We start from the raw sequence: 26684 nt of genomic DNA on the forward strand, positions 1-26684 counted from the left end.
AGCACTTGGGACCATGCTTTTTTTGCATTTTTCGAAAGGTAAGAAGATACTTGGCGGTTTACAAACAGTATTAATTGTTTTTCCGAAATAAATATAATAAATAGAATTTTTATTTTTTTCTGAAAACTATTGAAATAACCTATTAATCTCTGATAAGATTTTAAAAAATGGAATCGCGTTTCATATTATGGAACGGAGGGGGAAAAATGGGATTGAATATTTTAGAAGTAAAGGATTTGAAAATAGGTATTCAGCAAAGTAAAAAGGATATTTCCATTGTGAATGGGGTGTCATTTCAACTTGAAAAAGGGAAAACATTAGGGATTGTAGGGGAGTCTGGTTGTGGAAAGAGTATGACATCCTTATCTCTTATGGGTTTATTGCCTTCTGGGGTTGAATGGCAAAATGGAGAGATTTACATAGATCAAAAACAAATTCATAAAAAATTGAAGAAGGAATGGCGAAAGATTCGTGGGAAAAAAATTTCAATGATATTTCAGGAACCGATGAGCTCCCTTAATCCAGTGTATAAAGTAGGCTCCCAGATCATTGAAATGATTCATAGCCATGAAAAAATTTCAAAAAAAGAGGCACATGAGCGAGCGGTTGATATGCTTCGCCTTGTTGGTATTCCTCGTCCCGATAGAGTGGTTAATGAATATCCACACCAATTATCTGGTGGTATGAGACAACGGGTGATGATTGCCATGGCATTAGCTTGTGGACCAGAAATATTAATCGCAGACGAGCCTACTACTGCATTAGATGTAACTATTCAGGCGCAAATTCTAGAGCTAATGAAAGACATACAAGAAAAACTGGACATGTCCATTATTTTAATTACCCATGATCTTGGCGTTGTGGCTGAAATCTGTGAAAAAGTGATTGTCATGTATGCGGGTGAAATAGTTGAAGAAGCAAATGTGTTGGAATTATTTGATCATCCGCTCCATCCCTATACGAAAGGGTTACTAAACTCATTGCCGGATATTGAGACAGAGCAAGAGTATCTTCCGTCTATTGAGGGTGTGGTGCCATCACCATCCGATATGCCAGCAGGTTGTAGATTTTTCGATCGATGTGAATTTGCAACTGAAAAATGTAAAAAGAAACCAGAGTTATTTACTACGTCCATTGGTAGCACGGTTAGATGCTGGTTATATGAAGAGGATGATGTGGGAGGAGGAATTGTAAATGAGCAGTCCATTGTTAGAGGTTAAACACTTAAAAAAATATTTTCCAGTGAAAGGGTCACGTTCGGGAAATTTAAAAGCAGTAGATGATGTTTCATTTTTTGTCAACGAAGGTGAAGTTTTAGGAATAGTAGGGGAATCTGGTTGTGGAAAATCTACAATGGGCAAAACACTCATTCAACTTCTAACACCTACTGAGGGCGAAATTTTGCTGAACGGAGAAAATATAGCCACACTTAGTGCCAAAGAGGTCCGCCAAAAACGTCGTGATATGCAAATCATTTTTCAGGACCCTTTCTCTTCCCTTAATCCTCGTATGAAGGTTTTCAAAATAATTGAAGAACCTTTAGTGAATTTTGGAATCGGTACAAAGGAAGAAAGGAAACAACGTGTTTATGAAGTCGCCAAACAAGTGGGGCTTACAGAAAAGCAGCTAGATCGATTTCCACATGAATTTTCAGGCGGCCAAAGACAGCGCATTGGAATTGCGAGGGCACTAGTATCAAATCCGAAATTGATTGTTGCAGATGAACCGGTATCAGCGCTAGATGTATCCATTCAGTCCCAAGTGCTTAATATAATGAAAGATTTAAAAAGGGATATGAATCTTACCTATATTTTTATATCCCATGATTTAAGTGTTGTGCATCATTTTTGCGATCGTATAGGGGTGATGTACTTAGGGAAGATAGTGGAATTAGCTGACAAACATGAATTGTTTAATAATCCGAAGCATCCCTACACGAAAGCATTACTTTCTGCATTACCGAAGTCTCATCCTTCAAAGGTTAAAGATCGAATTGTCCTTAGCGGAGATGTGCCAAATCCAGCAAATCCTCCATCTGGATGCACCTTCCATACGCGGTGTCCAAACTGTATGGAGATTTGTAAAGTAACACCCCCGAAATTGAAAAAAATTAGTGATCAACATGAAGTTTCTTGTTTACTTTATGAAGAACAAATGGAGCGATTAACATGAGCAAAACATTGGAAAAAGGGATCAATATTTTAACGTTATTTACGGAAGAAAAACCTTCTTGGCGGTTAGACGAACTAGCGATAGAAACCGACATTCCTAAACCGACCTTACATAGATTTCTAAAAACATTTACGGATTTAGGCGTATTAAAGCGGCCATATGTTCAAAGTGGTGGACAGGTAGTTTTAAGTGATCATTATTTACTGGGGAATAAACTAATTGAATTAGGGGCAATAGCTGCTAATTCCATAGAGATTCGTTCGTTAGCCATTCCGTATATGAAAATGTTACAACAGAAATTTGATTTGGCTGTTCAATTAGTAGTATTGGATGAAACAGACGGCCTTTATATAGAAAAAATAGAAAGTCTAAAACCGGTTCTATTATATACAAGAGTCGGAAGAAGAGCACCACTATACGCAGGCGCTTGCTCACGTATTCTTTTATCTTTTCAATGTGAAGAGAAAATTAACGAGGTCCTTCATAAGCCTCGAAAAAAATATGCGAGCGGAACCCCTCATACGGATAATGAAATTCATGAACTAATTGAATTTGGTAAGACAAATGGCTATGCCTACAGCGTGTCGGAACTAGAAGAAGGAACTGTATCAATAGCGGTGCCAATTTTTAATAGTGATCGAAAAGTAGAGTACTCCATTAGTATTGCTGGTATAGAATCACTACTACCACAAGAAAAAATAAATATGTTTTTAGAGGGACTGTGGGAAACTGCTGCGTTAATTTCGGCTGAACTAGGTTATTCGATGCCATATCCTTATGGCGTATAAATAGCACAAATATAAAAGGGGATGAACAATAATGAAGAAGCAAAAATGGCTAGCGCTATTACTAGTTTGCATGATGATTATGTTGTCAGCATGTAGTGGCGGTACATCAACAAAAGAGGATAGTAAAAATAGTAGCAAATCTTCTGGAGAAAATGCTGCACTCACAAGGGGTAATGAATTAGTTGTCCGTGTGGCAGGAGATCCTCAAAACTGGGACCCGATTGATACGTTTTTACTGTCTTGGAGTACAGTAGCAACATCAGTATTTGAAGGGTTAGTTAGTCGTTCTTTAGATTTAGAAATTCAACCTGGATTAGCGGAATCTTGGGAATATAAAGATGACAAAACAATTGTCTTTCAATTACGCCAAGGCGTTACCTTCCATAATGGTGAACCATTTAATGCGGAGGCCGTTAAATTTACTTTTGATCGTCTGCTAGGTGATGAAGGTCAAAAAGGTCCTCAATATTCAAATTACACTTCCATTGAAAATGTGGAAGTAACGGGTGAATATGAAGTAACGATGCACTTAAATTCTATAGATCCAGTATTACTTACAAAACTATCAGGATATGGTGCTGTAATCGTACCACCTAAATATATTCAAGAACAGGGAGCAGAGAATTTTGATATGAAACCTGTTGGTACAGGTCCGTTTAAAATGACAGATTATCAACGAGATAAACAAGTGGTAATTGAACGTAATGAAGGTTATTGGAATAAAGATGCTATTAAACTAGATAAAGTTACATTTAAAGTAATTCCAGAAACTGCAACAGCACTTGCAGAATTACAAACAGGCAATATTGATATTATGACACGTTTGGAAGTTTCCCAAGCTGCAACAGCAGAAGGAACTGACTTTATTGAATTAATGGAAGTGTCTACACCTACAGCTTATTCAATTCGTTTTGACACGGCACAAAAGCCAGTTGATGATGTACGTGTTCGTCAAGCTATTAACTATGCTATCGATAAAGAAACGATTGTAAAAGAAATTTTAGGTGGCTATGGGAATCTGATAAGCTCATTCCAAAGTGATTTATCATTTGGCTATAATAACGATTTAGAGCCATATCCATATGATCCTGAAAAGGCAAAAGAATTACTGGCTGAAGCGAAAGTTCCTGAAGGTACTACATTAGATTTCTTTATTCCAGGTACAGATGGAACATTTAAAGAGATTGCACAAGCAGTAGCGTTTTACTTAGAGGAAGTTGGAATTAAAGTATCTATTAATAGTGTGGAAAATACGACCTTCCAATCAGAGCTAATTCCTCAAGGAAAAGCTGGCCATATGTATAAAAATGGTTGGGGCGGCTGGACGCTAGACTTTGATAATACCGCTTATTTAATGTATCACGAGGGGGAATTCTGGAACCCATCCTATAAAAATGACAAAGTAGAACAATTATTAGCAGCAGAGCGTGCCACTATTGATAATGACGAAAGACAAAAGGTCTTTAAAGAGCTTACAGAAGTATTATATGAAGATGCAACTGAAGTCAACTTATATTCTGAAGTTGAAATATACGCAGTGAATAAACGAATAAAAGGCTTCCAACCACCACATGATGGCCGCTTTAATTTTGCAGGTGTCACTGTCGAGTAAGTAAAAAATTATGAGATAGTATGCTAGCATACTATCTCTTTCATTTCACATTAGGAGGATGGAATTATGCTTTCCTATATTCTACGACGTTTGTCGCATACCGTGCTGGTGATCATTGCGGTTTCATTAATTATATTTTTCTCCATTCGTTTGACAGGTGACCCCGTAAGTATCATGTTTGGGGCTGGTGAACCTTCACAGCAGGCAGTAGAAGAACTGACAGCCAAACTGGGTTTAGATAAACCTGTTTGGGAGCAATACTTCATATTTATGAAGGATTTAGTGACACTTGATTTTGGTACGTCCTATCGCTCCAATAGCCCTGTTTTAGAGATGTTACTCGAACGAGCGTGGCCGACAATTGCACTTGCTTTAGGTGGAATGGCAGTGGCTTTGTTAATAGCTGTTCCGCTAGGTATTCTATCCGCTATTTATAAAGGAAAATCCATTGATGTGTTTAGTCGTATTTTTTCTTTGTTAGGTATTTCCTTCCCTAATTTTTGGTTGGCGTTCATGCTAATTTTAATTTTTGCTGTTCAACTAAAATGGCTGCCAGTATCCGGATTTGATGGGTTTAGCTCATTAGTTTTGCCATCCGTTGCCTTAGGGCTCATCCTATCTGGTATTTTAGTTCGATTAATTCGTACGTCTATGCTGGAAGTACTTAAAATGCAATACGTCACAACTGCACGTGCGAAAGGAATAAGAGAATGGCTAGTGATCATTAAACATGCTTTCCGCAATGCCTTATTGCCAACTGTAACATTTGTTGGTTTACAGTTTGGGGGGCTATTAGGAGGTGCGGTTATTGTTGAGCAAGTCTTTTCTTGGCCCGGGATTGGAAGGTTAATTGTTGATTCTATTAATCAACGAGACTATCCAGTGGTCCAGGGAGGAATCATCCTTTTAGCACTGATTATGATTTTAGTCAATCTAATCGTTGATTTATGCTACTCATTAATTAACCCAAAAATAAGAACTGGAAGAGGTGAGCAATAATGACTCAAATAATGGAAACAGAAGCAATCGAAATGAAAAAAGCCAATAAACTAGTAACCGTTCTTAAATTCGTGAAGAATAATCCAACGGGCATAATTGGCTTATTATTGGTTGTCACTACGATACTATGTGCTATATTTGCACCATATATTGCTCCCTATGATCCGGGGGCGGCTAGCTTAGGACATCGGCTTGACCTACCCAAATGGCTAGATGATACTGGTAAATCCCAATACTTACTCGGAGGAGATCAGGTTGGGCGTGATTTGCTAAGTAGAATTATTTACGGAGCTCGTATATCTCTATTAGTTGGGATTTGTGGCGTAATCATTTCTTTAGTGCTTGGTACATTTCTAGGAATAATTTCAGGTTACTTTGGGAAATGGATGGATGATTTAATTATGCGGCTAGCCGAAGTTCAAATGGGGTTACCGTTTATTTTACTAGCCATCGTCATTATGAGTGTTTTTGGAACAGGTATTGAAAAAATTATTATTATCCTAGGACTTACATATTGGGTTAGTTTTGCGAGATTAATTCGAGGAGAGATTTTGGCTTTAAAGGAACAAGAGTATATCCAAGCAGCAAAGGCAATTGGTGGAACACATTTCAAAATAATCATGAAGCATATACTTCCTAATGTTGCCTCCTCCATTTTAGTGTTAGCAACGATGTGTATTGCAGAGTTTATTTTATTGGAGGCATCTTTAACATTTTTAGGGTTAGGTGTGGAGCCTACAGTGCCTTCGTGGGGAGGAATGTTAGCGGATAGTCGAAATTATATGACCTCAGCTTGGTGGATATCTGTTTTCCCTGGGGTGGCCATTATGTTAACTGTGTTAGGCTTTAATTTATTGGGAGATTGGTTGCGAGATCGCTTAGATCCAAATATGAAAGTTTAGGTGATATGATGAACTCTATATTTTTTTCTAGTTTATTTCAAAAGAACGAAACGAACAAAAAACCTTCTTTATTTATAGATTTACCTAAAGATTTAGCTCCATTAGGATTAATTGATTTTTGCTTACGCTTAGGCTTTGAATCAAATGAAGTAGACTTTGATTTATTTCAGCGAGCCAATCAGTCCTATACAATGAAGTTTTTACAGCATACTAGTACATTTATTTCACAAGATGACTCTACATGGATCATTTATTATGAGAGTGAATCAGCACTTTCTACATGGTTAAGTGCAATAGCCAGTGAAGGAATGGTCGACACCCAAACGGACAGCCCTTTAACGTATTACGAAAATTTAAGTCATCTTTGGTCAGCCTATGGCACGGGTGAAAAGGATGAGGCACATCCCCAGCAACATGTAAGTGTGAAAATGGATATACAAGAAGAATTAAAGACAAATGCTCTATTAAAAGAGACTTGCTATCTAGCATTGCGTTTAGGCCTATATGCCACATCCATTTCATTACCAGCTATAACATCAGAAGAGCGACATATAACCATTTCATTCAAGCACGAAAACGAAAGTTATATGGAATTGACCGCCAAAAACGCCATTCAAATCTGTGGTACGAAAGACAGCCTACCGACGGTTATCCATTCCATTGCAACTGCAAAGCATGTGTCTGAGGGAGGACTGCTTGGAGTTTGGGAGTTAAACGAAAAACAAGTGAATGAAGCGGCTATTTTAATGGAAGAACAATGGAGCGATGAATCTGAGGCTTCATACATGATAAAAGCGATAGAAGAAGAGCAAGATAGAGCGTTAGAGGCTGAAATTTATATGACGGCCACCAAAATAAATCGTGATCAATTTAAGCTAGATTTAAATGAAAAGTTTTCAGATTTGACAACCATTAAAGTTCGCTCTGCCTTTAAAACAGGGTTATACTGGATATTAGAGGAAGTACTTCCATCTGTCGAGGGGCGCTTTGAAAATGTAAAAATAGTTTGTAAGGATGGGCTAAGTGTAAACGGCTTAGAGCAACATAATCGCTGGATTATGGAGCTATACCCTGTGGATGAAATGATTGAAATCCAGTATGGCATACCTAAAGAGCATGTGCAATTTGAGCTTTCCAGCACGCAACAACATGTGTATAGAGTATTTGTAGATGATCAATTAATAGCTGAGCTCGATCCACTTATTAGTGAGGTGGATTATGTTGATGGTCAGAAAAAGGCCTATCCAACTACCGCTGGGTATAGATTATTCAGCAAGACAGAGCGAGTGCAGGAGAACATCATATTTTCTGATCGTGAACGTTTCTATAAATACTATATGAAGGAATTATTGCCACGAATGGTGAAAGAGTTAAAAATTGATCCCCATAACGTTGATCAAGCTCAGCTATTTCCATTATTCGATCGAATTGAAATTGACTTTACTTCTTCTGGAATCGAAGAAGAAATAGGCGTCCAGCAAGAAGCGAACTCATCGTTTGAGGCGTTATACGAGGATTTATACTTTAATACTTTAGACTATTTTCAAGAGCTTGGTCGCCAGTTAGTTAATCAGCCTTACAAAGCGCCAGGTGGTGTTATTCCTTATATTCATATAGAACAAGATTTGTATAAGCCTATTAAAAGTGCCATAAAGGTTTACCAGTGGAATGACAAACCGATGACGGAACCCGTTACAAAACGAATCTTGTTTAATCAAGAAGGACAGTTTGACACTGTAGAAATGTCTATCGGTAATGAACTGAAGGTCACTAAGGCAAAAACCTTTTTAAAACACAACATGAAAAATATAATTCCATTAGTAGAGCGTTTTAAACAATACGCAGAGGTCAAATTGAATTATGGAGATATATCTTATAAAGGTACTGTCATTCCATTTTTAGAAGTGACGGAACCTATTACGAGTGAATATTATTCAGGGCTAAAAAAATCAGATGAAAAACATACGATTGTTTTTGAAGCTGGTCATCATCCAAATGAGGTATCTAGCACTCCAGCAATTTTGGCGCTAATGGAAGATATTATTTGTCAGCATCCAGACATATTAAAAAAAATGAATGTCATTATTATCCCTTTAGCGAACCCTGATGGCTATGAAATTATGGAATGTTTGACAAAGGAGCATCCGAAGTGGAAGCATCATGCTGCAAGATTTAATGCTGTGGGATTAGAATTTGCCCATGTGAAATTCCGAAAAAGTGTGTTCGGAGAGGCAAATGTATTACCACTTATCTTAAAAAAATGGGCTCCAGATATTGTTATTGATGACCATGGAATACCTGCTCGTGAGTGGGTTCAACCGTTCGCAGGTTACGCATGCCCACCTATTTTCCCAGTTTCTTATACGCTTCCAAGTGCCAAAATTTATGGAATTGGTCGTTATGCAGATGATGATACGAAGGAAATTCAGGCTAAAAATCTGGACCTAGTAGCGGAAAGAGTTAATAGGATGTTTGATGGATCTACGTTTGCTGAAGAAAATGCGTATTGGCGCAATCGATACTATAAATATGGAACAAAGTGGGACCCAGATAAATATCCGATTGAAGAAATGGGGAATATTAACTTTTATCGTAGTATGGAAGTAACACCTACGTATTCATCGGTTAGTATTTTACGTTATCCACAGTGGGTCGCTTTAGATATCATTTCGGAAGTTGCAGATGAAATCGTTTATGGTGAGGAATTACTATCGTGTATGGCAGCCCATCAATTATTTAATCAGGCAATTTTAGAAGCTGCACTAGCTACTCCAGTAAATAAACAAAAACAATCTGGACGCTACATAAAAAAACGTCCGATAGAAATTAGGTGACTAACACATGACAAACATATTATTAACGGGGTTTGAGCCATTTCTTGATTATAAGCTTAATCCAACTATGCAAATTGTAGAAAACTTAAATGGTGAAAAAATAGAAGACTATCATATTATAGGAAGAATTTTATCTGTAGATTTTCAACAATCTGCCGAGCAGCTAAAGCAATATATAGAGGAAATAGAACCGCAAATCATTATTTCTTTAGGGCTCGCTGGAGGTCGTTATAAACTAACTCCTGAGCGAATAGCTATTAATGTGAAAGATGGGGAGCCCGATAATAACGGCTACACACCTGTTGATGAGAGCATTCAAGAGGAGGGGGCAGATGCTTATCTGACGAATTTACCAATTCGCCAAATGGTTAATCGCTTACAAGCAGAGGGCTATCCGGCTGAAATCTCTAATACAGCAGGTACTTACTTATGTAATAACATTATGTATGAGGGGCTTGTGTATGCGCAACAACATGAAGGGGTACGTGCTGGCTTTATTCATATACCTGCTTCCTTTGAATTAGCCATTCAACATGGCAAAATCCCAGGCTGGCATATTCGTGATTTAATCGCTGCTGTGAAGCTTTGCATTGAGGAGACAATACGTGCAGGTAATCATTGAATTTCCTCATTCAATGTGGATTAGCAAGAATACGATTCGCTTTTCCTTTAAGGAAGAAATATCCCACCCAAACTTTTATGCAGTACAAGCATTTAATCGATTTCTGAAGAAACAACTACGACATCATCTTGTCGAGTGCGTTGCAAGCTATCATACAGTTACAGCTTATGTGAAACAACGAATAGATGTAGACCTTTTAAGAAGGCAATGGCTGGACAATCAAGCATCCACAGCCATTGATGACAGAACGAATAGACTATTAAAAATCCCAGTTTGCTATGATGAAGAATTTGCCTTAGATAGGCGACGAGTGATGGACTATACGGGCCTATCATTTGAGGACATAAAAATGATACACCTGTCCAAAAGCTATTATGTTTATTTAATTGGCTTTTTGCCAGGTTTTCCATACCTTGGAGAACTTGATTCTAAATTATTTGTACCTCGCTTAGAGAAGCCGAGAGCATCGGTGTCTGCAAGCTCTGTTGGGGTTGGTGGTGGACAAACAGGAATCTATCCTGTCGATTCACCTGGTGGCTGGAATATTATCGGAAAGACGCCATTTGAGCTTTTTAATATCAATGGTAAAGAGCCATTTCTATTTGAACTTGGTGATGAAGTTCAGTTTTATGAAATAACTAAGCAACAATATTGGGAAATGAAAAGCAAGGGAGTGTAGCGATTGAAGCCACTTCTGCTCATAACAAAACAAGGGGTTTATGGTAGCTTACAAGATAAGGGAAGGTTTGGCTATCGGGCATTTGGTATTCCGTTATCTGGACCAATGGATTATGTTTCATTTCAAGCGGCTCAGCTGATTTTACAAAATCATCATAACCAAACTTCTTTCGAAATGTTCATGGGTGGTTTTGAATTTGAGGCAATGGCTGATGGGGTCTATGTTTTAACCGGCGGTCATGGGGTATGCATGATCAATGATGCAGCCATTGAAATGTGGAAAACATTCCACTTAACAAAGGGTGATAAGTTAACGATTAAGAGTGTGAGTCAAGGCTCTATCATTTACTTGACACCGCTGGGAGGGTTTATTTCAACATTGCAGCTTGGCAGTACTTCATACCTCTCTCAGGGGAATCTAGGTACGGTCCATGCAAAAGGAAGTATTTTATATGGACAAATAGCCTCGCCGTTAAAATATAATAGAGGTCTTTATGCTCCGTATCGTCCGACTTTTGACAATACGATTACTGTTAGAATTTTTAAGGGTCCTCATTTTCATTTATTTACGGGAGAGAGTCAGCAACAATTTTTGCAAAATCCTTTCCAGTTTAGCGGTGGTAATCGAATGGGCTATTATTTAAAAGGCCCTGTTTTACAGCTAAAAGAAATGAAGGAAATTCTATCTGAAGGGACACAGTTTGGCTCAATCCAAGTGCCTCAAAATGGGAATCCCATCATCTTAATGGCCGATGCTCAAACAGTAGGCGGCTACCCTATTATGGCCACTGTACATGAAGATGATTTACATAAAGTAGCCCAAATGCGTATGTTTAGCACATTACATTTTGCACTGGAGGAAATGTGAGACGAATGGATATTAATTGTGATCTAGGAGAAAGCTATGAAGCATTTTTGACGGGAAGAGATGAAGAGATACTAGATTATGTGACATCAATCAATATTGCATGTGGCTACCATGCGGGTGATCATTCTATTATGCACCAAACAGTTCGAAATGCAATTCGCAAAAATGTTCTTATTGGTGCACACCCTGGGTATCCTGATCGTGAAGGATTCGGACGAAGGGATATGGCGTTTAGCCCAGCAGAAATTTACGATATGATTGTCTATCAGGTAGGGGCACTGCAAGCGTATGTCCATATCGAAAAAGGGACAGTACATCATGTCAAGCCACACGGAGCACTGTATAATCAAAGTGCAAATGATAGGGAGAAAGCTTCAGCCATTGTTCATGCGGTATATGATCTCCATCCTCAGCTTATTTTATATTGTTTAGCGGGTAGCCAAATGGCAGAAATCGCAAAAGATAAGGGTCTTCAAGTATATGAGGAGGTTTTTTCTGATCGCCGTTATCACTCTAATGGCACATTAGTGAGCAGACAGGAACCGAATGCCTTAATACAAACTGAAGAAGAAATGCTAGAGCATGTCAAAGGTATTTTAACGGCAAATGAAGTATTGTCTATAGAGTCTCAAAAAGTAAAAGTAGCGGCGCACACCTTATGTATTCATGGAGATGGTCCACATGCCTTGGACTTTGCTAAAAAGATTGCTGCTCTTAGGAGGCAACTACATCAACAATAAAGTAGATGGCTTCAGCATAACGGTTTGTAACACAAAAAAGTTCGCATAAAGGGCGAACTTTTTTGATTGGAAGAGCATTCTTATTTTACATACATTTTTCTGTGTTTCTTGGTGTCTTCCATAAGACCAATTAGCCACATCACTATGTAAGTTACCCCTAATCCAATGCAAGCACCTGCTAACACATCTAGAGGGTAGTGTACACCGATAAAAATTCTCGAAAACGCCATGAAGCAGGCCATCAAGATGAGGACAGCTCCAATTTTTCTTCGTTTCCAAAACAAAGCAAATGCTAAGGCAAATGCACCTGCCGCATGATTACTTGGAAATGATGGGTCTAGATTTGATTTTTCAAGTAATAATATGACGCTATGATTGACGAATGGACGTGGTCGAAAATACACCATCTCTATTAGTTTATCGATACCAAGTGTAAGAATAGCAATCGATACGGCGTATAAGACTATTTTTCTATTTTCATGCTGATTTTGAGCGTTTGAAAACCATAGCCATACCAATATTAATCCAAATAGGATAGGGCCATATTTTGAAAATAAGAGGACAAGTTGATCAAAAATCGGGTTTTGTCCTGCTAACTGGTTAAGTAATTTAAAAAGCTGATAATCTATCGTCATCTTTTCTTTAAGAGGAAACTCCTTCTAGTTTAGACACTTGCACATCCTCCTCGGAGGATAAAAACTTTTCTAATTCATGTTTATTTTTTTCTAAATCAATATCTAGAACTGCGCCCACATTTACATGTTTGTTTTCAAAAGAACTGGCAACAGGAATCCGTAAAGTATCTACCCCATTAGAGTGTCCATTCATTAAACCTTTTCCAATTGCAAGTATTGTTTTTTTGTCAACATTCGTATCGATGTATGCCTCTGCAACACCTAATATTTTTGGTAAATTCATGAAGCTTTGAAAGCTAATTTGATCATTAACCTTTGTCATAATTTCCTGCTGGCGTTCCACTCGTCCGAAATCACTTAAACGATCGTGACGGAATCGTACATAAGCTAATAACTGATCACCATGTAAAGTTTGTTCTCCAGGAAATAATGTCATGCCAATGCCATATGACATTTCATAAGGGATGTCCACATCAATCCCATTGGGTGCAAGAAGATCAACAATTTTAGGGAATCCTTCAAAATCAACGATTGCATAGTAATTTACATCAATATCAAAGTTTTGCTTAATTGTCTTCCTAACAAGCTCTGGACCTCCAAAAGCAAATGCAGCGTTTATTTTATTCTTTCCGTAATCTGGGATGTCAACATACGTATCTCTCATAATGGAAACGATTTTTACTTGATTCGTCGTTTGATTGTAGTGTCCAATCATTAAGGCATCCGATCTACCTTCATCGCCTCTAGTATCACTACCTATCAAAAGGACATTAATCTCACCAAATTGTAGGTCTGCACCTTGGAAGGGCTCAAAAGTTTCTTCAGCCTCAGCTTCATTTTTACTGTCGTCTTCTGCCATGGCCAACCCACTATTGTACTGATAAAACCAATAAACAACCCCTATTATAATCATCGATGCGAATATGACACATGAATTTTTTAGCCATTTACGGCTTGTTTTACTACTTTCCATAAATTAATGAATCCACCTATCCGTTATTTTTCAACAAAGATTTTCCGGTAAGTTGTACAGCTATTGCATCATCCAAATATCCAATAGGAAATACATAATCCGGAATTACATCTACAGGAATAATAAAATATAGTAATGTACTGCCGATTATTGTTAATTCAAATAGTGTACCTTTATCTGTTGTAAATTTTTCATATAACTCTTTTAACTTATTTATAAATGGACCAACACTACCTACTTTTTGAATCTTTTCATTAAAATTCGTATGAATGGTATGTTTGCCTTCCTCCGTTTGAGAAAATAGCCCATAATCATCTAATTTTTTTTCAACATCCTGCACTGAAAACTGGTTGTCGTATACATTTGATGCCTTAAGAAAGTTTTGTATAGCATCAACAGAGGTATGAATATCTGATTGTGACTCTTCTTGTTTTTGTTCCATAGGATATCCCGCTGCTTCAAATAGCTGAATAAAAGGAACACCAAGACATTCAGCGAATTTTTCTACATGTTGAGGGGTAGCTTTTCGTTTATGATTAATAATCCGTGAAATCGTAGCCGTATCGATTCCTGTTAGTTCACTAAACTTTCGCATAGATAATGAACGTTCTTTCAATAGATCTTTCAACAATAAACCTAGAGTCGTATTTTCTTTCATTTCTGTCATATTCGATTCTCCCTTCCGTATTAAAAATAACTGTTGAAGAGAAGTGTATAATGATGTTGACAAAATGTCAACACTCGGCGATGATAATGCTGCCAAATAGAAGTAATAACGGTAGCATACTTGCATTTGATTAGTTGTAGGCTTATTAGCGTTTGGAATGTTTTCAAATTGCGGTGATTGCTTGATAAATAAATGTAGAATGCACTTAATTGTAAGAAGCGAAAAAGCTTTATATTCAGACTTTTCTAAAAAACAAAAGTTTTTTTCATCGGATTTTGTCGGATTCTATAAGTATCTCTTATTATTAGGCAAGCCCTAAAAAATAATATGAGGAGGTACGAAGGATTGAAAAAGAAATTTAAAATTAGTTTAGCCAGTCAAATATTAATCGGTTTGATTTTAGGGATTATTGTTGGTGGTATTTTTTATGGCAACCCCAAAATTGAAACCTACTTACAACCATTAGGGGATATTTTCCTGCATTTAATTAAGATGATTGTTGTGCCGATTATAATTTCGACGTTAATCGTAGGTGTTGCTGGTACTGGAGACATGAAACAGCTTGGACGATTAGGCGGGAAATCCATTATTTATTTTGAAATTATTACAACAGTAGCTATCGTAGTTGGATTACTTTCCGCTAATATTTTCCAGCCTGGCGCAGGTTTAAACATGAACGAGCTATCTCAAGGAGATATTTCGAAATACGTGTCAACTACAGAAGAAGTACAGCATGAAGGACCGTTTGATATTATTGTAGGCATTGTACCGACCAATATCATTCAGTCAATGGGTGAAGGCGATATGCTTGCGATCATATTCTTTGCTGTTATTTTTGGTTTAGGTGTTGCGGCCATTGGTGATCGAGGCAAACCAGTTTTAGACTTCTTCCAAGGGGTTGCAGATGCGATGTTCTGGGTAACTAACCTTGTGATGAAATTTGCGCCACTTGGGGTATTTGGTTTAATTGGTGTAACCGTTTCCAAATATGGATTTGCCTCTTTAATACCTTTAGCTAAGCTGGCTATCCTTGTTTACGCTACAATGCTATTCTTTATATTTGTTATTCTTGCACTTGTTGCAAAATTCGTAGGTGTCAATATATTATTTTTAATTAAAGTACTGAAAGATGAGCTCATTTTAGCATTCTCAACAGCAAGTTCTGAAGCTGTATTACCACGTATTATGTTAAAAATGGAGAAATTAGGGGCTCCGAAGGATATTGTATCCTTTGTTATTCCAACCGGTTACTCCTTTAACTTAGACGGCTCAACGCTATACCAAGCGATTGCAGCATTATTTATTGCGCAAATGTACGGTATTCACCTAAGCATTGGTGAACAAATTACGTTAATGCTTGTATTGATGGTTACATCGAAAGGGATTGCAGGGGTTCCAGGGGTATCTTTCGTAGTACTTCTAGCCACTTTAGGTACTGTCGGCATTCCGTTAGAAGGTCTAGCATTTATCGCTGGTATTGACCGTATTCTTGATATGGGACGTACAGTTGTTAACGTAATTGGTAACTCATTAGCGTCATTAGTAATGGCGAAATGGGAAGGCCGTTTTGATACAGTGAAAATGAAAAATTACTTTAAGGATAATAAAAATTTAGCCTAAACCTTATTACAATATTTAGTGTAAGTTAACATAGAAAACACCTTTCGTTGATAAATGGTTTTAACCATATTCAATCAACGTAAAGGTGTTTTTTCAGTCTACTAGATTAGTATGGACTATAGACTTTATAAGATTAAACTTAATTCTCTCTTTCAATTGTTGGAATTATGTTATATGTGTAGCCCTCATCTGCTGCATTCCTTTTTACGTTTACCGGATTTACTGTGACGGAGGAGGAAGTTCCATATTTCGCTTCATATTGACCAGATCCAATTACATTAATTGTTTCCCCATCTGAATTAACAGAAATATGTTTTAAATGCTCTTGGGAAACAACCCCTGCAATTTCATTCAATTTCATATTTTCAATATAGGCGTAAAAATCTATATTCGGATATTGGGGGAAAGTATAGAATGGACTAGCCGTAATAGTGCCTGACGCATTGGCTAAAAGTTTTACATTCCCATTCATTTTAGCTGTATTCAATACTACAATGACTTCAACAGAAGAATAGGCAGGAACTCGAATATTTTGCGGACTCACAATATAAGTATAGGATTCGCTATTTTCAAGACTATCTGTATTAGAGAAATCGTATTCAGCTGATAATTCTATTCCCGTTTCACCAACAAAAGGTATATTAAATTTAGCAGTTGCTTTTGTTCCAAATTTAAATCCATGTGTAGTCGAGCTAGTAACAGTATGCGAAATAGTTTTAGAAAAACTTTGCGTGGTTAACGTTTGTTCAGTAGCCGTGTTATTTGTCAAAGTCTCTCTTCCGACATATACATTTTCTGAATTTGTAATGACAGGTGAGCCATCAGCTTGAACTGAAAATTGGTTGAATGTAAGGTGATTGTAAATTATTTTTGGATCTTTTTCTTCTCGATACGTACCTTGCACCTTTTCAGGGTAATATTTATTTAAATTTTTCACAAAATGATTAACTAAGTTTTCAATTGGAATCTTTGCGTCTTCTAATTCACTTTTAGTTTGAATTCTTTCATTGGCGGTGATATTTTCCACGGTGTTTTGTGCAGCACTTGCAGTAATTGGTGATGTTAATACAAACGTAGTTCCTATAGAAGTAACCGCAACCATTGTTAGAACCGTATTTTTAAATTTCTTCATATTATGCCCCCATTGTTTTAGATTGGTATGACTTCTTATTTCTCTTTAAGTGTTTCAACATTTGCTTTGTTAATAATGGCTTGCATCCTCGCTTTACATATTTCTTCATGTTCATCAGTTCACTACTTCTGATAGGTTCAAGGTTGGCAATCAATAGAAACCGATCTCGAAAGAAAGTGAAAAACTAATTTCTTAAATCCTCATAGTCATTAACCTCCTTAATATCCAATTTTTGACTTACAATAATAATTTATAGGAAGTATCTGTATATAATGTGTATTTTATCTGGAGTTTAGATGAAGATTTTCTTGACTATCTATTTATTAAAGAGAAAATTCATGTTGACCTCCTTTGACTTAACAGTAGAACTGTGTACGTTACTTCGTTTTTAGCAGCTCATGTTTGAGAATTTAGTAAATGACTCACATAAACCCCCTTCATTCTCTAGATAAAGTTTTCACGCACTCCATATTAACTCCAGATAGGTCAAATATATTGGAACTACCAAGGAGGTAAGGAAATGAATTTTATCAAACGTGCATTTTTAAGTGTGAAGGCAAGGAAAGGGAAATCGATTATATTATTTACAGTATTTTTAGTAGTTTCCAATTTAGTATTAGCTGGTTTCGCCATACAAAATGTGTCACAGAAGGCGAATGACCATGCTAGACAAACATTAGGTGTAGACGTAAGTCTTCGAATGGATGAAGAAAAGCTTATGGAAAACGTGGCAAAGCAGCGACAAGAAAATCCAAACGGAAAAATACAACACCCTGAGCTTTTTGCAGATGATGCAGATCAGTTAGCTAAATCACCATATGTAATAGATTATAACTATCTTAAAAGTGACATGGTTGTAGCAGATGATTACACGCCGATTAACGATGCTGAAGGTGATGATGGGGTAAGCGGTGCAGTTGGTAGTAGTGTCTCTGGAAATATGAAAATGCCTAATACGTTTCTTCAAGGTGTGAGAAGTTCTGAATTATTGCAAGAATTTACGGATGGAACACATGAAATAATGGAAGGTCGTTCAATTACACCTGAGGATGAGAATAGGAAAGTAGTGCTAGTTGAAAAACGATTAGCAGAACAAAACGAGCTTCAAGTTGGCGATATGATAAAGGTCCAATCAATGGAAGGGACGACTGAAGTAGAGTTGGAAATAATAGGGGTATATAAAAATTCTGGTATAACTGACTTCGAGGAAAATTTACCAGCTATGATGCATCCATCTAACAAACTATACACAAATTATGACTCGACGAAAGAAAGCAATGAAAAAAATGCTGTCATTAATGAAGCTATTTACTACTTAAATGATCCAGAAAATATAGCAGATTTCAAAACCGACGCAAAGAAAAGCAATATCGATTTTGATTTGTTCAAGTTAGATGCACATGATGCTTTATATCAGAAAATGGTTGGTCCTATTGAAAATATTGCTGCTACTTCAAAATGGATGGTCTATTTAGTATCCATTACAGGATCAATTATTTTAGCTCTTATTATTATGTTAACCATAAAAGAGCGACGTAAAGAATTAGGCATACTCTTAGCAATCGGTGAGAAAAAGAGAAAATTAATTGGACAACTATTAGTCGAAGTATTATGTATAGCCATACTAGCATTTGGTATTGCTACAATTACAGGTGAAACAGTGTCTCAAAAAATGGGAGATAGTTTATTACAGCAAGAGATTATTGCCTCTCAAGAGAATCAACAAGAATCTAATAATTTAGGATTCTCATTTGGCACGATGAATAAGCAAGATAATGATGTGGAGCCTATCGATGATATTGATGTAAGTATAACTTCACAAGATGTGTTGAAGTTAGGTGGATTAGGACTGTTAATTGCTATATTATCGACGCTTCTTCCAGCACTATCCATTCTTCGCTTAAATCCAAAAGAAATACTATTAAAAGATGAGTAGGAGGAGTCCCGCATGGACACAATATTACAATTTAAAAACCTATATTATTATTATGTAAGCAATAACAGGAAGAATACTTTACTGGAGAATGTGAATTTTACGTTCGAGAAAGGCTGTTTCTATAGCGTTTTAGGTCCTTCAGGCTCAGGAAAGACTACAGCACTTAGTTTGGCAAGTGGCTTAGATAACCCGAAAGAAGGACATGTGCTCTATAAGGGGAAAGATATAAGGAAAATTGGTTTGGATAAATATAGAAATAAATTTGTTTCGGTTATTTTCCAGTCCTATAATCTAATAACGTACATGACGGCCCTTCAAAATGTAGTAACAGCTATGGAAATTACAGGGGTTAAAGTAAAAGATAAAAAGAAAAGAGCTCTCGAATTATTAGAAATGGTAGGTTTGACCGAAATAGAAGCAAAAAGAAAGGTCTTACAGCTTAGTGGTGGTCAACAACAACGTGTAGCTATTGCTCGAGCATTATCTAGTAATGTAGATTTATTAATTGCGGATGAGCCGACGGGTAATTTAGATGAGAAAACCTCGGCTGAAATCGTTCAACTATTTCAGGAATTAGCCCATCAAGAAAATAAATGTATTATTGTTGTGACACATTCACAAGAAGTAGCCAAACAATCTGATAAGATTATTTACCTTAAAAAACGCAATTTAGTTTGTGAAAATCTGAATAAGTAAACTTAGCTAATCGAAGAATGGGAGTGGTATAAATGTGGACAAAAATAGTAACCTCATTAGGCTTAGTCTCTATAGGTATAGCTATTGGAATGCTTACTAACTTAGTGGCCTCCAATGGTGACTTAGGTGACAATGAAAGCAATATGTATCAGGATTATAATTCGTATTTAGATGAAAAGAATCCGGCTCAGGGGGATTGGGAATCTCCAAATCCGAGAGGTGAACTGACACCAGAACAATGGGAGGAGTTTACATCTAAACCTGGTGGACAAATGCCTGAGCAGTGGGATCCATCCACACCTCATTCAGAAGAAAGTATACAAGGTTCTACATCTCCATATTAATTTTCTTTTATAATTATCGTAAAAATAGCATAAAACCTCCAAAGATTTGTAAATTTAACCTATGAATCTTTGGGGGTTTTTGTACCTGAAGGTTATGTTGTTCTTATGATATGGATGTATGACTTTGATCGTAGGATTCATATAAAATTTTTTAGGAAATAATGTAGGTATCTTCACATAAACTACAGATTGCGTGGTTATAATGGCTAACTAGGGGGGATATCTTAATGAACTATAATATTTTAGTAGTAGAAGACGATTTAGAAATTCAAGAATTAATTAAGCAGTTTTTGATGACACAAAATTATACGATTGAGGTAGCATCTGATGGAGTAGAGGGAATAAAAAGATTAAATACACAATCATTTGATTTAATTCTCCTTGATGTTATGATGCCGAATCTCAATGGATTTGAAGTGGCCAAAATGCTACGCAATCAATCTAATATACCCATTATATTTTTAACTGCGTTAGAAGAAGAACAAGATCAAATGAAAGGCTTTGATCTTGGCATTGATGATTATATTACTAAGCCGTTTTCATTTCATGTGCTGATCAGACGAGTACAAGCGGTTCTTAGAAGAAGCAATCATAAAAATTGGGGAAATCATTTAAATTTTAATGAACTGAATGTCGACTGTGACGGGTATAAAGCTTATGTAAATAAGGAGGAAATACCTTTAACTACAAAAGAATTCGAAATTTTACAACTACTACTCCATAATGAAAAAAAAGTGCTCACTAGAGAGATCATAGTAGAAAAAGTTTGGGGCTACGATTATTCGGGAGAAACACGGATGATTGATACTCATATAAAAAACTTAAGAAAAAAATTAAATTTACCCTATATTAAAACAGTAAAGGGTATCGGATACAAAATCGATGAATAGGATTGTAAACTTCATGAAGATGAAAAAAATAACCTATAAGCTCTTTATGATTACTTCACTTATATTGCTATCGTTTGCGGTCTTAATTTATTTAACTTTATACTTCTTCCTTCCAACATTCTACGAGCAATATAAAACAAATCAGCTCCAATCCGGCATAGCAGAAATAATTGATAAATCTAAGAGTTTAACAGTAAGAGAAGCGAAAGAGCTATTGGATGAGTACTCCAAAGAAAATAATGCAATCATTTACCTACAAGAAAAGAACGGAAATATTATTTATTCGCCTTCTTTTAATTTTCAAGGAAATACGCAATCATCCATTATTACCGGAAAAACATCACAAAATGAAGAAACTGTTAATGCCTTTAATCATTCCTTGCCCATACAATTTCTGAATGAACGTAATTTAATGGTTACTGTATTCGCGACATTTCAACCCATCGATGAGGCCTCACAGGTTTTAGTACGTTTTCTGCCTTATATAAGTATCATTGTTGTTTGTATTGGTTTGGGCAGTGCCTATTTATATTCAAGGTTCATTACAAAACCACTCCTTTATATAAATGAACGTGCACAAAAGATGGCGAATCTTGATTTTTCTGAAAATATAGTAGTTCGTTCTAATGATGAGTTGGAGGAGCTATCTAATAGCTTAAATGAGATGTCGAATAATTTGCAAAAAACAATGGATGATTTACGAATAGCTAATGAACAATTAAAGGGTGATATTGAAAGAGAAAGAAAAATCGAAACAAAACGGAGGGAATTTTTTGCAACAGTTGCACATGAGTTAAAAACGCCACTCACTGTAATGAAAGGGTATATAGAAGGGATGATTTATAATATCGGACCTTATGAAAATCGTGACTTCTATTTAGAAAAAAACCATAAAATTATAGAGGGCATGGAACAACTTGTCCGTGAGATTTTGAGTATGTCCAAACTAGAACAAAATATATTTAAAATCCAAATGAAAGAAACAAATCTCTCAAATTTAATTGAGACGATAACGAAAGACCTCGTTTTTTTTGCATCTCAAAAGGAGATTACTGTTATAAATAAAATTCCCCCGAATCTTTACGTATTTTCAGATAATGATTTACTAGAAAAAGCATTTAAAAATATTATCCATAATGCAATTATGTATTCACCACAAGGAGAAACAGTCTATTTAGAATTGACGGAGGATTCCAAAGAAAATCAAATTCAAATCCAAGTCATTAATACCGGTGTACACATTAAAGCAGAGGAACTACAACAATTATTTCAGCCTTTTTATAGACTCGAAAAATCAAGAAATAGGAACACTGGTGGGAGTGGATTAGGCTTATATATCGTCAAGCAAATATTTATATCACTCTCTATAAATTATTCTTTTAATAATGTTGAAAATGGCATTCGATTTTTAGTTACATTTCCTCAAATTAAATAAATGGTACGAAGATTGGCGTCTCAGAAGCATACACAGATGACTCAATAAAGTAATTCGATTTATTGAGTCTTATATTAGATAGGAGATCGACTGAAAATGAAGATAAGAACAAAGTTAATTATTATTTCATTGAGCCTATTATTAATTCCAGGTTTAATTATAGGCGTTAGCAGTTATAATTCTGCTAACAAGCACTTGAATGATTTGGGCGAGAGGATGCTAAAAAATAATGTAGAAATGGCACTTCAATTAATTGATTCAATGAACTATGCCGTTCAAATTGGTGAAATAACCTTAGAAGAAGCCCAAGAAAGAGTAAAACAAAATTTAATTGGTGATTTACAAAGTGATGGTACCCGTGAAATAACGACAAATGTTGATTTAGGTGAGGACGGCTATTTTGCCATTTACGGAGCGGATGGAGATAGGATCGCTCATCCATTCTCAGAAGGAGAAAATGCGTGGGAAAGCGCTGATAGTCATGGGGTTTATATGGTACAAAATATGATTAAAGCAGCACAAAATGGCGGGGGTTTTACATATTACGCTAGAGCAATGCCCAACGGCCCTGATGCAGAAGAGGATAAAATAGCCTACTCTGCATTAGATCCGAACTGGGGTTGGGTGGTAAGTGCTAGTAGCTTCATGGCATCATTTAATCATGGCATTCATTTAATTCAATATACGATTATCATTACTCTTGGCATCAGTATTTTATTAGGTGTAATCGTTATATTTTTATTTGCCAGACATTTAGCCATTCCAGTTCAAATGGTTACTGACAGAGTTGAAAAGATCGCCAATCAACATTTAACCTTTACGTATTTAAACATTAAAAATAAGGATGAGTTAGGTATTTTAGCAACAGGAATAAATACGATGACTACAAATTTAAGAGGAATGATTGAAACCGTTTCGAACTCAGCTGAACATGTTGCGGCTACATCTGAACAACTTACTGCGAGTAGTGAACAGACAAGCACGGCTTCAGATGAAATTACGAAGGCTATTCAGCAAATTTCTACAGGACAAGAAAAGCAACTGCTTGGAATGAAAGAAGCGAATCATTCCGTTACAGAGATATCATCGAGTCTTACAGCAATTACGGAAAATATTAAAGAATTAAATGACCTATCCATTGAAACCTCTAAAGTCTCTCTTTCTGGAAATGAAGTGATTACACAGTCCGTTGTACAAATGAATCAAATTAATAAACAGAACATAATGACAAATGAAGCCATGCTATTGCTAGAAAGCAAATCACAAGAGATTGGTGAAATTATTAATGTCATTACTAGCATTGCAGCACAAACAAATTTACTTGCTTTAAATGCAGCGATTGAAGCGGCGCGCGCAGGGGAGCAAGGTAAAGGTTTTGCTGTTGTAGCTGATGAAGTTAGAAAACTAGCAGAGGAATCGGGAAATGCAGCTAATAATATTTCTACTCTAATAGGTGAAATACAACTTCATACACAAAATACAGTACAAATTGTCAATGAAGGAAAAAGTGTAGTTGAAACGGGTATACGTTATGTTGCAAACGCTGGGAAAACATTTGATGAAATAGCAGCTGATGTAGACATGATTAACAATAAACTTTCATCTGTCTCTACTGAAATTCAAGAAATTAATGCTAATACAGAGATTTTAGTAAATGAAATACTGAAAACCAAAGATGTTACCGATCAGTCATCGAGATACACACAGCAGGTTGTTGCAGCAGCGGAAGAACAGTCTGCTACTATGATTGAGATGACATTTGCTTCTCGTTCTTTAGCAGAGATGTCTCAGGAGCTTCAAAATCTAGTATCAAACTTTAAAACCAACGGATGAATCATTTTATTTGGTAAGGTTTATAAAAGTAGAGATATATTCTTATGGTAAAAAGAATATTGAGCTAGCAAATTTATGAACACGTAAATTTGTTAGCTATTTTTAATAGCGTTCAAAATGGTATCCACTGATATTCCACATAAACTTCACACGGCATTCATACGGACTACAGATTAACTTTATAAAATAATTTAATAGTAATTTTTTGATAAAAGATGGAGGTTGAAACGACCCTATTGGAGGAATTAGGATGGAGACCGGTATGACATTATTTGAATCAAATCGAAAATCTGTATTAGAAAGTATTGAACATAAAAAATCTTTCACATTAGTATACATTACGATTATCAGTTGGCATGATTTGGATCTTTCTAAATGTATAGATGTGGTTAGGAGAAAGCTAACTTTGTATCAACCAAAAGTGGAATGGTATAGAGTATTTGATAAGGAATTTCTATTAGTCTGCCATGCTCAGTCCCAAGCTCGTTTAATTAGTCAAGAACTATCAAATATTGAATATTTAAAGATACATTTTCTATATGTCCAAGATAGAAAATTTCCTGCGTTAAATTACGTTAGACAAGTCTATTTGCAAAACACAAATAGCGATGAACGAAAAGAGTGTAGTTCACAGAAAAGTTTAGTAACTGAAGAGTTTGAAATCGTCTTCCAACCGATATTACACCATAATAGGCAATTATCCTTTGAAGCACTAAGTAGATGGCGGGGGGAAGAGATGGGTTCTATCTCTCCGGGTATATGTATTCCAATTTTAAATATAGTAAGTTTAATAGAATTAACTAAGAATATTATCAAAAAAGCTGTTGATTTATTGAGTAGATATAATGAAATCGTGTATGTTTCTATTAATTTATCAGCGTCATTAATCAAAGATATTACTTGGTTAATCGAACATCTAGATGAGATTGGTATTATTAACAATAATCGAATTGCTTTTGAAATATCGGAGGAAATTATAATGGGGATAGAAGCTAGTGAAAATCTAAAAATTATCCGTGATCGAGGTCATATTATATTTATTGATGGTTTCGGTTCTGGTTCTGGAAACTTGAACTTTCAATATATGTCCTTACTGCCCCTCGATGGAGTGAAATTAGATAGGTTGTTTATTAGTGGGAAATCAAATAAAAAGGTAATGGAGCTGCTGACAAATATTATCAAAGCCTTAGATTTAGAAGTAATAATAGAAGGTGTAGACAATGTTGAGCAGCTTAATACCTTATCTGAAGCCCAATACGATTCAATACAAGGCTATTACATATCAAGACCACTAACAATAAATGAATTGACGAAATTTATGAATGACAATTGCTAGACTAAGTATAGGATGACAACAAACGTATACCCTGTAGACTGAAGGGGATTTTCGGAAAAATAAACGACATCATAAAAACGCAATTCCCTTTTAGAGGATTGCGTTTTTTGCTATATAAAACCTTTTCTATTAGTTGAGGTGAAAGTGATCAATAAGAAAGAAGGGAACTTCAGATAATCTCCAGGAAATCTCTAGAAATTCTCCACCCTATTACCATATGAACTACAGATAATGCCTCTATTATAAAACCTGTAAGACAAAATACATTTTAAAAGGAGAATAAAAACATGAAAAAGAAAAAGAGATTAGCTGCTACTACTTTAGGTGCAGTATTCGCACTATCCACGATGGGGTCTGCATTTGCAGCCGAGGCACCAATTCAAGTGAGTGAGAGAAGTGAATATGTGGTAGGTCAAGTAAGTAAACCAACGAACTTTGATGAAATTTCAAAAGAAAAGGTGCAGGCCATTTTTAATCAAGCAGAAGCGGGTACACTAACGAAAGAAAAAGCGGTGAAGCAACTTGATGCTGCGCTAGGGCTGGATGGAGATAAAAAAGCTACAAGTAAACCATCGAACGCTAATGAAATTGCAAAAGAAAAGGTGCAAGCCATTTTTGATCAAGTAGAGGCGGGTACACTAACGAAAGAAGAAGCGGTGAAGCAACTTGATGCTGCGCTAGGGCTGGATGGAGATAAGAAAGCTACAAGTAAACCATCGAACGCTAATGAAATTTCAAAAGAAAAGGTGCAGGCCATTTTTGATCAAGTAGAGGCGGGTACACTAACAAAAAAAGATTCTATGAAGCAACTTGATGCTGCGCTAGGTATTAAGGGAGATAAAAATAAAGTGAATGGTCCTGCAAGTAACCCATCGAACGCTAATGAAATCTCAAAAGAAAAGGTACAAGCCATTTTTGATCAAGTAGAAGCGGGTACGCTAACGAAAGAAGAAGCGATGAAGCAACTTGATG

Annotated in this window: 24 protein-coding genes; 20 read left to right on the forward strand and 4 right to left on the reverse strand. The window is 36.2% G+C overall.

The window, feature by feature from the left end; all coding sequences use genetic code 11:
* The first annotated feature begins 206 nt into the window (after positions 1-206).
* The 11 genes from KVT27_RS04865 to KVT27_RS04915 all read left to right on the forward strand — a co-directional run bounded on the left by KVT27_RS04865 (position 207) and on the right by KVT27_RS04915 (position 12215).
* Positions 207-1220: an ABC transporter ATP-binding protein gene (locus tag KVT27_RS04865; protein WP_191967758.1), complete on the forward strand. Its 1014-nt coding sequence runs from the start codon at positions 207-209 to the stop codon at positions 1218-1220.
* Entirely contained in the window at positions 1195-2172 is a 978-nt protein-coding gene (locus tag KVT27_RS04870; protein ID WP_036124880.1) for an ABC transporter ATP-binding protein, read from the forward strand. Before KVT27_RS04865 ends, KVT27_RS04870 begins: the two co-directional genes overlap by 26 nt.
* Positions 2169-2960, forward strand: coding sequence for an IclR family transcriptional regulator (locus tag KVT27_RS04875; protein ID WP_036147744.1), 792 nt, complete (start codon positions 2169-2171; stop codon positions 2958-2960). The genes KVT27_RS04870 and KVT27_RS04875 overlap by 4 nt, the downstream gene beginning before the upstream one ends.
* Positions 2961-2991: 31 nt before the next feature.
* Complete coding sequence (locus KVT27_RS04880; RefSeq protein WP_150907869.1) at positions 2992-4572, forward strand: ABC transporter substrate-binding protein; 1581 nt, start codon at positions 2992-2994, stop codon at positions 4570-4572.
* Positions 4573-4638: 66 nt separating this feature from the next.
* Entirely contained in the window at positions 4639-5571 is a 933-nt protein-coding gene (nikB, locus tag KVT27_RS04885; protein ID WP_036124886.1) for a nickel ABC transporter permease, read from the forward strand.
* On the forward strand, positions 5571-6473 hold the full coding sequence (locus KVT27_RS04890; RefSeq protein ID WP_052059823.1) for an ABC transporter permease: 903 nt from the start codon (positions 5571-5573) through the stop codon (positions 6471-6473). Before nikB ends, KVT27_RS04890 begins: the two co-directional genes overlap by 1 nt.
* Positions 6474-6478: 5 nt before the next feature.
* Positions 6479-9307, forward strand: a complete 2829-nt coding sequence (locus KVT27_RS04895) for a M14 family metallopeptidase (RefSeq protein WP_217580850.1) — start codon at positions 6479-6481, stop codon at positions 9305-9307.
* Between the two features lie 7 nt (positions 9308-9314).
* A complete protein-coding gene (locus tag KVT27_RS04900) occupies positions 9315-9929 on the forward strand; it encodes a pyroglutamyl-peptidase I (protein ID WP_208704454.1) in 615 nt (204 codons plus the stop codon).
* A complete protein-coding gene (gene pxpB / locus KVT27_RS04905; RefSeq protein ID WP_036124890.1) occupies positions 9913-10608 on the forward strand; it encodes a 5-oxoprolinase subunit PxpB in 696 nt (231 codons plus the stop codon). The genes KVT27_RS04900 and pxpB overlap by 17 nt, the downstream gene beginning before the upstream one ends.
* 3 nt (positions 10609-10611) lie before the next feature.
* Positions 10612-11475 (forward strand): 5-oxoprolinase subunit C family protein, encoded by an 864-nt coding sequence (locus KVT27_RS04910; protein WP_208704453.1) that lies wholly within the window; start codon positions 10612-10614, stop codon positions 11473-11475.
* Positions 11472-12215: a 5-oxoprolinase subunit PxpA gene (locus KVT27_RS04915; RefSeq protein WP_200886544.1), complete on the forward strand. Its 744-nt coding sequence runs from the start codon at positions 11472-11474 to the stop codon at positions 12213-12215. The genes KVT27_RS04910 and KVT27_RS04915 overlap by 4 nt, the downstream gene beginning before the upstream one ends.
* An 80-nt stretch (positions 12216-12295) precedes the next feature.
* Here KVT27_RS04915 and KVT27_RS04920 read toward each other — a convergent pair whose 3' ends face one another.
* From KVT27_RS04920 to KVT27_RS04930, 3 genes are read right to left on the reverse strand one after another with little or no spacing between them, the layout of a single operon-like run.
* Positions 12296-12850: a phosphatase PAP2 family protein gene (locus KVT27_RS04920; RefSeq protein WP_036124895.1), complete on the reverse strand. Its 555-nt coding sequence runs from the start codon at positions 12848-12850 to the stop codon at positions 12296-12298.
* Positions 12851-12857: 7 nt separating this feature from the next.
* Positions 12858-13823 carry an LCP family protein gene (locus KVT27_RS04925; protein WP_208704452.1) on the reverse strand — a complete coding sequence of 322 codons (966 nt, stop codon included), beginning with the start codon at positions 13821-13823 and terminating at the stop codon, positions 12858-12860.
* A gap of 16 nt (positions 13824-13839) precedes the next feature.
* Entirely contained in the window at positions 13840-14490 is a 651-nt protein-coding gene (locus KVT27_RS04930) for a DUF1232 domain-containing protein (RefSeq protein WP_036147754.1), read from the reverse strand.
* Between the two features lie 345 nt (positions 14491-14835).
* On the opposite strand from KVT27_RS04930, the gene KVT27_RS04935 reads away from it, so the two are divergent.
* Entirely contained in the window at positions 14836-16110 is a 1275-nt protein-coding gene (locus tag KVT27_RS04935; RefSeq protein WP_217580852.1) for a cation:dicarboxylate symporter family transporter, read from the forward strand.
* A 139-nt stretch (positions 16111-16249) separates the two neighbouring features.
* Here the strand turns inward: KVT27_RS04935 and KVT27_RS04940 are convergent, their stop codons facing one another.
* Complete coding sequence (locus tag KVT27_RS04940; protein ID WP_036146575.1) at positions 16250-17242, reverse strand: ETX/MTX2 family pore-forming toxin; 993 nt, start codon at positions 17240-17242, stop codon at positions 16250-16252.
* A 520-nt stretch (positions 17243-17762) separates the two neighbouring features.
* On the opposite strand from KVT27_RS04940, the gene KVT27_RS04945 reads away from it, so the two are divergent.
* The 8 genes from KVT27_RS04945 to KVT27_RS04980 all read left to right on the forward strand — a co-directional run.
* Positions 17763-19178 (forward strand): ABC transporter permease, encoded by a 1416-nt coding sequence (locus KVT27_RS04945; RefSeq protein ID WP_217580854.1) that lies wholly within the window; start codon positions 17763-17765, stop codon positions 19176-19178.
* Positions 19179-19190: 12 nt separating this feature from the next.
* Positions 19191-19874: an ABC transporter ATP-binding protein gene (locus KVT27_RS04950; protein WP_036146571.1), complete on the forward strand. Its 684-nt coding sequence runs from the start codon at positions 19191-19193 to the stop codon at positions 19872-19874.
* 32 nt (positions 19875-19906) lie between these two features.
* Positions 19907-20218 carry a hypothetical protein gene (locus KVT27_RS04955; protein ID WP_036146570.1) on the forward strand — a complete coding sequence of 104 codons (312 nt, stop codon included), beginning with the start codon at positions 19907-19909 and terminating at the stop codon, positions 20216-20218.
* A 227-nt stretch (positions 20219-20445) separates the two neighbouring features.
* Positions 20446-21108, forward strand: coding sequence for a response regulator transcription factor (locus KVT27_RS04960; RefSeq protein WP_008176378.1), 663 nt, complete (start codon positions 20446-20448; stop codon positions 21106-21108).
* Positions 21101-22543, forward strand: coding sequence for a sensor histidine kinase (locus tag KVT27_RS04965; protein ID WP_208704450.1), 1443 nt, complete (start codon positions 21101-21103; stop codon positions 22541-22543). The genes KVT27_RS04960 and KVT27_RS04965 overlap by 8 nt, the downstream gene beginning before the upstream one ends.
* Positions 22544-22639: 96 nt before the next feature.
* Positions 22640-24376, forward strand: a complete 1737-nt coding sequence (locus tag KVT27_RS04970; protein ID WP_217580856.1) for a methyl-accepting chemotaxis protein — start codon at positions 22640-22642, stop codon at positions 24374-24376.
* A gap of 250 nt (positions 24377-24626) precedes the next feature.
* Positions 24627-25712 (forward strand): EAL domain-containing protein, encoded by a 1086-nt coding sequence (locus tag KVT27_RS04975; RefSeq protein WP_208704448.1) that lies wholly within the window; start codon positions 24627-24629, stop codon positions 25710-25712.
* A 287-nt stretch (positions 25713-25999) separates the two neighbouring features.
* Positions 26000-26684, forward strand: a 685-nt coding sequence (locus KVT27_RS04980; protein WP_254636047.1) for a hypothetical protein, incomplete at its 3' end; no start/stop codon positions are given.

The organism is Lysinibacillus sp. GbtcB16 (genome assembly GCF_019091145.1).
Taxonomy (GTDB): Bacteria; Bacillota; Bacilli; order Bacillales_A; family Planococcaceae; genus Lysinibacillus; species Lysinibacillus fusiformis.

Bases quoted from the DNA above. Each gene is read 5' to 3' on its own strand.
- KVT27_RS04890 (WP_052059823.1), top strand. From the start codon at position 5,571: ATGACTCAAATAATGGAAACAGAAGCAATCGAAATGAAAAAAGCCAAT.
- KVT27_RS04930 (WP_036147754.1), bottom strand. From the start codon at position 14,490: ATGACAGAAATGAAAGAAAATACGACTCTAGGTTTATTGTTGAAAGAT.
- KVT27_RS04950 (WP_036146571.1), top strand. From the start codon at position 19,191: ATGGACACAATATTACAATTTAAAAACCTATATTATTATTATGTAAGC.
- KVT27_RS04900 (WP_208704454.1), top strand. From the start codon at position 9,315: ATGACAAACATATTATTAACGGGGTTTGAGCCATTTCTTGATTATAAG.
- nikB (WP_036124886.1), top strand. From the start codon at position 4,639: ATGCTTTCCTATATTCTACGACGTTTGTCGCATACCGTGCTGGTGATC.
- KVT27_RS04875 (WP_036147744.1), top strand. From the start codon at position 2,169: ATGAGCAAAACATTGGAAAAAGGGATCAATATTTTAACGTTATTTACG.
- KVT27_RS04880 (WP_150907869.1), top strand. From the start codon at position 2,992: ATGAAGAAGCAAAAATGGCTAGCGCTATTACTAGTTTGCATGATGATT.
- KVT27_RS04940 (WP_036146575.1), bottom strand. From the start codon at position 17,242: ATGAAGAAATTTAAAAATACGGTTCTAACAATGGTTGCGGTTACTTCT.
- KVT27_RS04955 (WP_036146570.1), top strand. From the start codon at position 19,907: ATGTGGACAAAAATAGTAACCTCATTAGGCTTAGTCTCTATAGGTATA.
- KVT27_RS04870 (WP_036124880.1), top strand. From the start codon at position 1,195: ATGAGCAGTCCATTGTTAGAGGTTAAACACTTAAAAAAATATTTTCCA.
- KVT27_RS04975 (WP_208704448.1), top strand. From the start codon at position 24,627: ATGGAGACCGGTATGACATTATTTGAATCAAATCGAAAATCTGTATTA.
- KVT27_RS04925 (WP_208704452.1), bottom strand. From the start codon at position 13,823: ATGGAAAGTAGTAAAACAAGCCGTAAATGGCTAAAAAATTCATGTGTC.
- KVT27_RS04865 (WP_191967758.1), top strand. From the start codon at position 207: ATGGGATTGAATATTTTAGAAGTAAAGGATTTGAAAATAGGTATTCAG.
- KVT27_RS04965 (WP_208704450.1), top strand. From the start codon at position 21,101: ATGAATAGGATTGTAAACTTCATGAAGATGAAAAAAATAACCTATAAG.
- KVT27_RS04945 (WP_217580854.1), top strand. From the start codon at position 17,763: ATGAATTTTATCAAACGTGCATTTTTAAGTGTGAAGGCAAGGAAAGGG.
- KVT27_RS04970 (WP_217580856.1), top strand. From the start codon at position 22,640: ATGAAGATAAGAACAAAGTTAATTATTATTTCATTGAGCCTATTATTA.
- KVT27_RS04920 (WP_036124895.1), bottom strand. From the start codon at position 12,850: ATGACGATAGATTATCAGCTTTTTAAATTACTTAACCAGTTAGCAGGA.
- KVT27_RS04895 (WP_217580850.1), top strand. From the start codon at position 6,479: ATGATGAACTCTATATTTTTTTCTAGTTTATTTCAAAAGAACGAAACG.
- KVT27_RS04960 (WP_008176378.1), top strand. From the start codon at position 20,446: ATGAACTATAATATTTTAGTAGTAGAAGACGATTTAGAAATTCAAGAA.